At 45.5% G+C, this 8823-nt stretch carries 6 protein-coding genes; 4 read left to right on the forward strand and 2 right to left on the reverse strand.

The features are described from left to right. Positions 1-57: 57 nt before the first annotated feature. The 3 genes from CRJ00_RS07160 to CRJ00_RS07170 are packed head-to-tail and all read left to right on the forward strand — an operon-like array spanning position 58 to position 3466. Positions 58-1233, forward strand: coding sequence for a glycosyltransferase family 4 protein (locus CRJ00_RS07160; RefSeq protein WP_099366184.1), 1176 nt, complete (start codon positions 58-60; stop codon positions 1231-1233). 30 nt (positions 1234-1263) lie between these two features. After that, positions 1264-2280 carry a lysylphosphatidylglycerol synthase transmembrane domain-containing protein gene (locus tag CRJ00_RS07165; RefSeq protein ID WP_099366185.1) on the forward strand — a complete coding sequence of 339 codons (1017 nt, stop codon included), beginning with the start codon at positions 1264-1266 and terminating at the stop codon, positions 2278-2280. Continuing rightward, positions 2258-3466 carry a glycosyltransferase family 4 protein gene (locus tag CRJ00_RS07170; RefSeq protein WP_099366186.1) on the forward strand — a complete coding sequence of 403 codons (1209 nt, stop codon included), beginning with the start codon at positions 2258-2260 and terminating at the stop codon, positions 3464-3466. Before CRJ00_RS07165 ends, CRJ00_RS07170 begins: the two co-directional genes overlap by 23 nt. Here the strand turns inward: CRJ00_RS07170 and dinB are convergent. After that, entirely contained in the window at positions 3420-4613 is a 1194-nt protein-coding gene (gene dinB, locus CRJ00_RS07175; RefSeq protein ID WP_099366187.1) for a DNA polymerase IV, read from the reverse strand. The genes CRJ00_RS07170 and dinB overlap by 47 nt on opposite strands. 87 nt (positions 4614-4700) lie before the next feature. Next, positions 4701-5504 carry an alpha/beta hydrolase gene (locus CRJ00_RS07180; RefSeq protein WP_099366188.1) on the reverse strand — a complete coding sequence of 268 codons (804 nt, stop codon included), beginning with the start codon at positions 5502-5504 and terminating at the stop codon, positions 4701-4703. 110 nt (positions 5505-5614) lie between these two features. On the opposite strand from CRJ00_RS07180, the gene CRJ00_RS07185 reads away from it, so the two are divergent. Next, positions 5615-8506, forward strand: coding sequence for a DNA gyrase/topoisomerase IV subunit A (locus CRJ00_RS07185; protein WP_099366189.1), 2892 nt, complete (start codon positions 5615-5617; stop codon positions 8504-8506). Positions 8507-8823: the final 317 nt, after the last annotated feature.

Here is an 8823-nt window from a genome sequence, read left to right on the forward strand (position 1 = left end):
ATCATTAACTACAAACTCCGGCAGTATTTTTATTAATACAGACAATTTTATTTCTACATGAAGAAAGTTGCATTTTTTTCGGAGATCCTGATCGAGGATTTTGACGGGGCATCCAGAACAATGTATCAGATTATCAATCGGATAGACCCGAATTCCTTTTCCTATTTATTTGTATATGGCCGTGGGCCGAGTGAGATTGAAGGCGGTCAAAGCTACCAGGTTCCTACCTTCAGGATCCCCATGAACGATGATTATTCCTTTGCGGTGCCGCAATTGGCCAAATGGCGTTTGGAGGAAACCTTGGATGCCTTCCAACCGGATGTCATCCACATCGCCACGCCATCGCTATTGGGTTTCTATGCCTTGGGATATGCTAAGAGAAAGGGCATTCCGGTCATCAGTATCTACCATACGCATTTCATTTCCTATATCGCCTATTATTTCCGCAACTTCAGCAGCTTGATCCGACCGGTGGAAAACTGGATCCGCAGGCGGATGCGCAGTTTTTACAACAACTGCGAAAAGGTGTATGTTCCGGCGCATAGCATCATCCGAGAGTTGGAGGAGATCGGGATACAGGGCGAACGGTTGACCCTATGGCAACGTGGGATCGATGTGAAGCTGTTCAACCCGAACAAACGTTGTGAGGCCTACATCCGAGCGATCAGCAAAAACGACAAGCCCAATATCCTGTTTGCGAGCCGACTGGTTTGGGAGAAGAATATACAGACCCTGATCGGTATCTATCAGCAATTGGAACAGGAAGGCATGCCTTACAACCTGATCATCGCGGGGGATGGAACCGCCAAAGAGGAGGCCATGCAGTTGATGCCCAAGGCGGTCTTCTTGGGAAAATTGGATCATCTGGAGCTTTCCAGGCTATACGCTTCGGCGGATGCCTTCGTGTTCACTTCCCTTTCGGAAACCTACGGAAACGTTGTGATCGAGGCGATGGCATCGGGTTTACCGAGTGTCATTGCGAATGCGGGCGGCAGTGCCAGTTTGGTGGAACATGGCCAAACAGGCTATAAATGCTCGCCGAACAACCCGAAAGAATATCTTTTTTTCCTTCATAAGATCCTTCAGAATGAGAAGCTCAAGGAAGATTTACGCCATGCCGGACTGCAGTACATCAAACAACTGGATTGGGCAAAATTGACCGATACCTATTTTGATGATGTACAGGAACTGGCGCGTGAACCGCAAAGGGCTTTTGCCTTGGCTGGACAATAATTGGGCATTGGATCTTTGGAATAGCAGTCAATGGGCAGGTCGATTAAAATAACTAAAAAGCGGGTCAAGCAATTATTAGTGATCAGTATTGTCGTATTCATCGGGATTTTCCTTTGGAACACGGATTTCCAGTCGGTCTGGAAAGAACTTCGCGGCATTGGATTCCGTTTTCTGTACCTGCTGGGGATAACCTATTTGGCTTATCTGATCGGTACCTGGTCCTGGCATGTTTGTTTGGGGAAGGAAAGATCGAAGATCTCGGTATTTCGGTTGTTCTCCTTGCGGCAGGTCGGGGAAACGGTTGGGCTCTATAATCCCACCAGCATTATTGGTGGTGATATGCTGAAGGCCGAATTGTTGAAACCATATGGTATCTCCAAATCGGTGGCCATCAATTCGGTAGCCAGCTCCCGGGTGACTGCCGTATTATCCCAAATATTACTTTTTTTGGGCGCCTGTGTCTGGTTGATCAGCAATCCGGCCGGTAAGCAGGCCATACAACGTTTCGGTTGGGTGTTTTACCTGATTGTTGTTGTGTTGCTTATTGCCAAAATAGGTTTGTTCATCTGGTTATCAAAGAGCGGTAAGAAGCATACTTCCTCGCCAAAAAAGCCCCGAAATTTCCTGGAAAAAATATACCATAACATCCTGAAACTCTTAATCGATATTCGCACTTTTTATCAGGAAAACACCCGTACTTTCTGGTTTTCCTATGCCTTAGCTACGCTCCACTGGATCGTAGGCAGCTTGGAATTCTATTTCATCCTCCTTTTTCTTGGATTCGATGTGCTGCCCATGCACGGCCTATTGCTGGACATGAGCGTCATTGTATTCAAAAGCTTGGGCGCTTTTGTTCCTGGGCAGTTGGGAGTCGAAGAACTGGGGAATAAACTGATGTTGGCCGCCATTGGTATTACCGGCGCATCCGTTTGGATCACGGTATCCATCCTGCGTAGAGCAAAACAGCTCAGCTGGATCCTCATCGGGTTCATCCTTTACCTTTTCATCAAAAAAGAAATCAATCATGTCGCAACAGCCACTTCCTGAAATACTCTTTGTTAGCCATAAATATCCTCCAGCAACCGGAGGCATGGAAAAGCAGTCCTACGAACTGATCCAAGGTTCTGCCCGGTATGCCAAAATTCACAAACTGGTATTCCGAAAGGATAAGGAAAGCCTTTTGACCTTCTTTTTTCTGCTCAACCATCGGATACTGACCCTGTTGAAAGCGCATCCCCAGATCCAGGTGATCCATTTCAATGATGGGTTGATCGCCTCCTTCGCCCTATCGCATAAAGGTTATGGCCATCTCCGGAAAATGGTTACCCTGCATGGATTGGATATTGTATTCCCTTGGGCATTCTTTCAGAAAAGGATCATCCCTAAATTGGCCGCCCATTATGATAAGATCATCACGGTGAGCCAGGCAACAGCCGATGCGGCTATCCGTAGAGGTATTCCTCGAGAAAAAGTCTATGTTATCCCCAATGGGGTGGATACGGAAGGGATTGATCGCGGGAATCTGGAAAGGTCGGCTCTCCAGCGTCGTTTTCCCCATATTGCTACCGGACAGAAGTACCTCATTACCCTGGGCAGACCCGTGCAGCGCAAGGGGTTCTCCTGGCTGTTGGAAGAGGTGGTTCCGCAGCTTCCCGCAGATGTTAAGCTCTTCATGGTCGGTCCTTTTCAGGAAAAAACCGGGCTTACCGAACGTTTGTTGTATGCTTTGCCCAAGAAGTTGAGGTCGCTACTTTTTCTTTTTCTGGGCTATCCCAGCGATCAAGCAGCCATCCGCAGGCTCCTGAAAAAAAAGGAGATCAAAGATCGGGTGCAACATGTTGGAAAAGTGCCCTTTTCCGACCTGAAGCTTTTATTGGCCAATGCTTCTGCATTTCTCATGCCCAACATCCGGGTAGATGGGGATATGGAAGGTTTCGGATTGGTCTGTTTAGAGGCTTCCCTGGCCGGAACCTTGGTGATCGCCTCGGAGATCGACGGGATCACCGACGCCATCAAACAAAATAAAAACGGGATTCTTCTGCCATCCAACGATGCAAAGGCCTGGGTGGCACAATTACAGGAGCTTTTTTTCAATGAGGACCATTTTGGGATGGCTGCCCTGCGCTATCAGGAATATTCCAGAAATAATTATGGATGGGATAAGATGTGCAGGAAATATGTGGAGCTTATGCTCGAAAGGCGTCTCGTTTCTGAGCCGGTTTTGGAGGTGTAGAAATAGCCCTTTTGATCGCTTCATCTCCAAATCGCGCGCGCATAGCGTCCATGGCTTGGTATAAACGAACGGCCTCTTCGGTATCTTCAAACAGGTTGATCTGTTGGGAACCCTGCACCAAATGGCTGAAGCGAACCCCGATCAGGCGTACCAGCATCCGCCGGTCAAACAACTTACCGAAGAGTTCCTTCACTTTCTTGAGCAATACCGCATCGGAAGCCGTATAGGAAATAACCATTTGCTTGCTTACCGTATCGAAATTGGCATAACGCAGTTTTACCGTCACACAGCCGGTGAGCCGTTCTTGTTTTCGGAGCTGAAAAGTCAGTTTCTCCGTCATCCGGATCAATTCAGCGTTCAGGAAATTCATATCGATGGTATCCTGATGGAAGGTTTCTTCCGTTCCCATGCTCTTCTGTTCCGAATAGGGAATAATGGGTGATGGATCGATGCCATTGGCCTTTCGGGAAAGGTCGATGCCGTTCTTCCCCAGGAGATTCTGCATCATCGGCAGAGGGATCTCGCTCAATATCTTGATGGTCCGTACGCCCATCTGTTGCAGTAAGGTCCCTGTTTTCTGTCCTATACCGGGCATCCGCTCGATCTTCAACGGAGCCAGGTAATCCTTTTCCAGACCATGGAGGATCTCTTTTTTGCCATCGGGTTTTGCATCATCCGTAGCCACCTTGCTCACCAGTTTGTTCGATGCCAGGGCATAGCTGATCGGCAAGCCACTCTCCTTCCGGATCTTATCCTTCAGCTCGCTCATGAATTGGCTGCATCCAAAAAATCGATCCACACCCGTCAGGTCCACATAGAACTCATCCACGCTCGCCTTTTCCATCACCGGAACGGTCTCCCGCACCACATCCGTCACCACCCGGGAATAATAACTGTAACTGTCCATATCACCACGCACCACGATCGCATGCGGGCATAATCGCAAAGCCAATTTCATCGGCATGGCACTGTGTACACCAAATTTTCGGGTTTCATAACTACAGGCAGATACCACCGCACGATCACTCATACCCCCCACGATCAAAGGCTTGCCAATGAACTGACTGTTCTTGAGCCTTTCTACACTTACAAAAAAGGTATCCAAATCCAAATGCGCAACAAAACGCTTACTATCAAACAGTTCCATAGCTAAATATTAAAATAGTATTTCAAAAATACTAAAAATATTAGCAAACAATAGCGCTTTTAGAAATTTTATCGGGATAAGGTAATCCTATTTTGACCAGTTTTGGATCTCTTTCCACAAAAGAGGCAAACCCGGATAAACCATATTATGGTCATAGCCATCAAGTTCGATCAGTTTTACCTGTTGGTGGCCGACAATTTTCAACATCCGGGCGAGATAGGCATTCTCTTCGTAACGGCCCACCATCTCGAGTTCGCGATCGCCCGTGATCAAGGTGATCGGGGAAGCTTCCTTCCGTACCCAGAATAAAGGTGCCAACGCATCAATCACCGGCTGGTTGATATCGACTTTCTGCTCCGCTCGTGCAGTAAAATGGGTAATACATTGCGGGCTGAAAGGTACGACGCCCAGAATCGCCTGTTCAGGAACAGCAACTTCTTTCAGGTACCTCGGATTTAAGGCCAACATCAGGTTAAGGTATCCCCCGGCAGAATGCCCGGAAAGTACCAGTTTGTTTTTATTGCCCCCATAAGTTTCCAGGTGTTGATAGGCCCATTGTACAGCTTTCGCAGCATCTTGTATGATCTCTTCGACCTTAGCCTTTGGCGAAAGGCGATAACCGACGCCAATGACGGCAATTCCCTTGTCTTTTAGAAAGGCTGGGATTTCCTTATTTCCTCCGGTTAGTCCACCGCCATGAAACCATAAAACGGTCACAAAATCTTTTTTGTCCGTAGGGAAATAAAGATCTAATACACAGCGCTCTTGGCTATAGGCATCAGCCCCTTTTCCAGCATAAGAAATATTTTCCTTCAACTGGTAGGCAGCCTGTTGGGCCTGGGCAACTAACAATAAACAACTGAATAAAACACTTAACAGAAAATTCTTCATAATGCGTGATGAGGTATGCGGATATAAACCTAAAAATAAAATGAATTTTGTATTTTTACAAGGTTTGCAGTATTCGAATCTGCCAAACCCGAAAAACTTACAAACAGTAAATGAGCGACGAAATTAACAACATCGACGAAAACAACGAACAAAGCCCATCACAAGACCAACAAAGCAATACGATTCCCCTTTCGGGACTGTATGAGAACTGGTTTCTAGATTATGCATCCTACGTTATTCTAGACCGTGCTGTTCCACATATCAACGATGGTTTCAAACCGGTTCAGCGACGCATCCTGCACTCGTTGAAAGAGATGGATGATGGAAGATACAACAAAGCAGCCAATGTCATCGGAAATACCATGCAGTTCCACCCGCATGGAGATGCCTCAATTGGGGATGCGATGGTCCAATTGGGACAAAAGAACCTGTTGATCGATTGCCAGGGAAACTGGGGAGATCCGATCACAGGCGACTCTGCCGCTGCGGCACGTTATATTGAAGGTCGTTTGTCGAAATTTGCGCTGGAAGTGGTCTTCAATCCGGATACCACCGAGTGGCAGTTGAGTTATGATGGTCGGAAGAAAGAACCGATCACCCTGCCGGTAAAATTCCCTTTGTTGTTGACACAAGGTGCGGAAGGTATTGCTGTAGGTTTGGCGACCAAGATCATGCCCCATAACTTCATCGAGCTGATCGATGGATCCATCCAGGTTCTTCAAGGAGAAAGACCAAGCATCTATCCCGATTTCCCGACAGGCGGTATGGCCGATGTTACGGGTTATAACGAAGGGCAGCGTGGTGGAAAAATACGCGTTCGAGCGAAGATCGAGGAACGCGATAAAAAGACCTTGGCGATCACGGAAATCCCTTTTGGCACTACCACAGGCAGTTTGATCGATAGTATCGTTACTGCCAATGAAAAGGGTAAAATAAAAATCAAGAAAATCGAGGATAATACAGCAGAATTCGTGGAGATTTTGGTGCATTTGGCACCTGGGATCTCCCCTGATGTAACGATCGATGCCTTATATGCTTTTACAGGTTGCGAAACATCCATTTCGCCAAATACCTGTGTGATCAAGAATAACAAACCTCATTTCATGAGTGTGAATGATATTCTGATCGAGAATACCAAGCAGACCAAAAGCCTCCTGAAACAGGAGTTGGAGATCCGCTTGAATGAATTGATGGAGAAGATCTTCTTCAGTAATCTTTTGAAGATCTTTATCCAAGAAGGGATGTACAAACATCCTGACTATGAAAATTCCGGTGATTTTGAAACGGTGGTCGAAGTATTGAACCGCTTGTTTGAACCTTTCTTCGAGCAGTTCTACCGCCCTATCCTTCCGGAGGATTATAAACGCTTGATCGATAAACCGATGAGTAGCATCACGCGATTTGATGTGAAAAAGGCGGATGAGTTGATGAAGGCCTTGGAGGATGAAATCAAGGAGGTGAAGAAGAACCTTCGGAACCTGACGGAATTCACCATCAAATGGTTCGAATACCTGCGCGGAAAGTACAGTAAAGGCCGCGAACGAAAAACAGAGCTTCGCGTATTTGACAAGGTGGAGGCGACGCAGGTTGCCCTTGCCAATGCAAAATTATATGTCAATCGTGAAGAGGGATTCATCGGGACCAACATGCGTAAAGATGAACTGGTGGGCGATTGCTCGGATATCGATGATATCATTGTGTTCCGTGCGGATGGTAAATATTCCATTGTAAAAATCCAGGATAAGGTGTTTGTGGGCAAGGATATCATCCATGTGGCGGTATTCAAGAAAGGTGATGAGCGGACTATTTACAATGCGATTTATAAGGATGGAGCGACTGGAACGAGTTATATTAAACGTTTTGCGGTAACCGGGGTTACGCGTGATAAGGATTATGATATCGGGAAAGGAAGCAAGGGTACCAAAATATTGTATTTTACAGCGAATTCCAATGGGGAGGCAGAGATTGTCAATGTGCAGTTGAAACCGCATACGAAGCTTCGGAAACTGAATTTTGATATGGATTTTGCAGAAGTGGCCATTAAAGGCCGGGGTTCTCAGGGAAATATCGTGAGCAAGTATCCGGTTAAGAAAATCATTTTCAAAAGTGCGGGAATATCCACTCTTGCGGGCAGGAAGATCTGGTATGATGATATATTGAAGCGTTTGAATGCTGATGATCGTGGGAAGTTCTTGGGTGAATTTGATGGTGATGATAAGATATTAATGGCTTTGGGCGATGGTTCTTATGAACTGAGCACCTTTGATCTGAATAACCATTTTGATGAGAAGATGATCCGATTGGAAAAATTTATTCCGGAGCAGGTTTATACAGCGATCCATCAGGATAGTAAGGGTACTTATTTTGTGAAAAGGTTTAATTTTGATGATAATCCGGTTGGAAAGCGTGTGAAATTTATTGGCGAGGATAGTAAATTGATCTTGTTGACCAATAATGATCAACCTGTTGTTCATCTTGATTTGTTAAAAGGGAAATCGCAGACGGAAGAGAATTTGGATCAGGATTTAACAGAAATCGTGGATGTGAAGGGTATGAAGGCGCAAGGGAATAGGTTATCTTTCCATACCGTGAAAAAAATCAAGTTGTTGACGGAGGAGAAGGATTTGGCAGAGGTAGTGGAAGTTGGTGCGGGTTTGGAAGTTGGTGCTGGTTTGGAGGGTAATGGTGCTGGTTTGGAAGATGCTAGCGGAGGATTGGAAGAAGTAGATTCTCAAGCGGAAAATCCAAAGATGGGCAATGTGGAGGATGTTAAGAAAGAGGAAGATGTTAAGAAAGGGGTGAATATTCAGAATAAGGAGAATGTTCAGAATAAAGAAAACCTTCAGAATAAAGATGCCGTTCAGAAAGAGGTGGATGTACAGAAGAATGAAGAGGTTGTTCCGAAAGCAGATGAGATTTCATTTGAAATTACCAATCCAGATGATATTCAGATTGATGATAACGGTCAATTAGGCCTTTTCAGAGGTACTGATAAAGACTAAAACCGTCATTGCGAGGTATACCGTCATCGTAAGTTTGTAGGGAAGTTATAGGAATTAAAGAAACAGAATATAATTTTGTATTTCATTTAGGATACAGCGAGAGAGGGAGTAAGATTTTTAATCGTCATTGGTCCTTGAGAGACCCTTCGCAATGTTAATCCCCCTCTCTTATTCCTATCATAAACTTGGACAGTTCATTAGGCCAGGAGCCTGTTTTTACGATTGATAAGTTATGATAAGAGCTGCTGTAATCCACAAAAATGGTATACAAAGATGGTAACAGGTATTGATTGTTCAAAGGATTATTTTGACATTTC

The sequence above is a fragment of the Sphingobacterium sp. 1.A.4 genome, from assembly GCF_002734245.1.
In the GTDB taxonomy this organism is placed as follows: domain Bacteria; phylum Bacteroidota; class Bacteroidia; order Sphingobacteriales; family Sphingobacteriaceae; genus Sphingobacterium; species Sphingobacterium tenebrionis.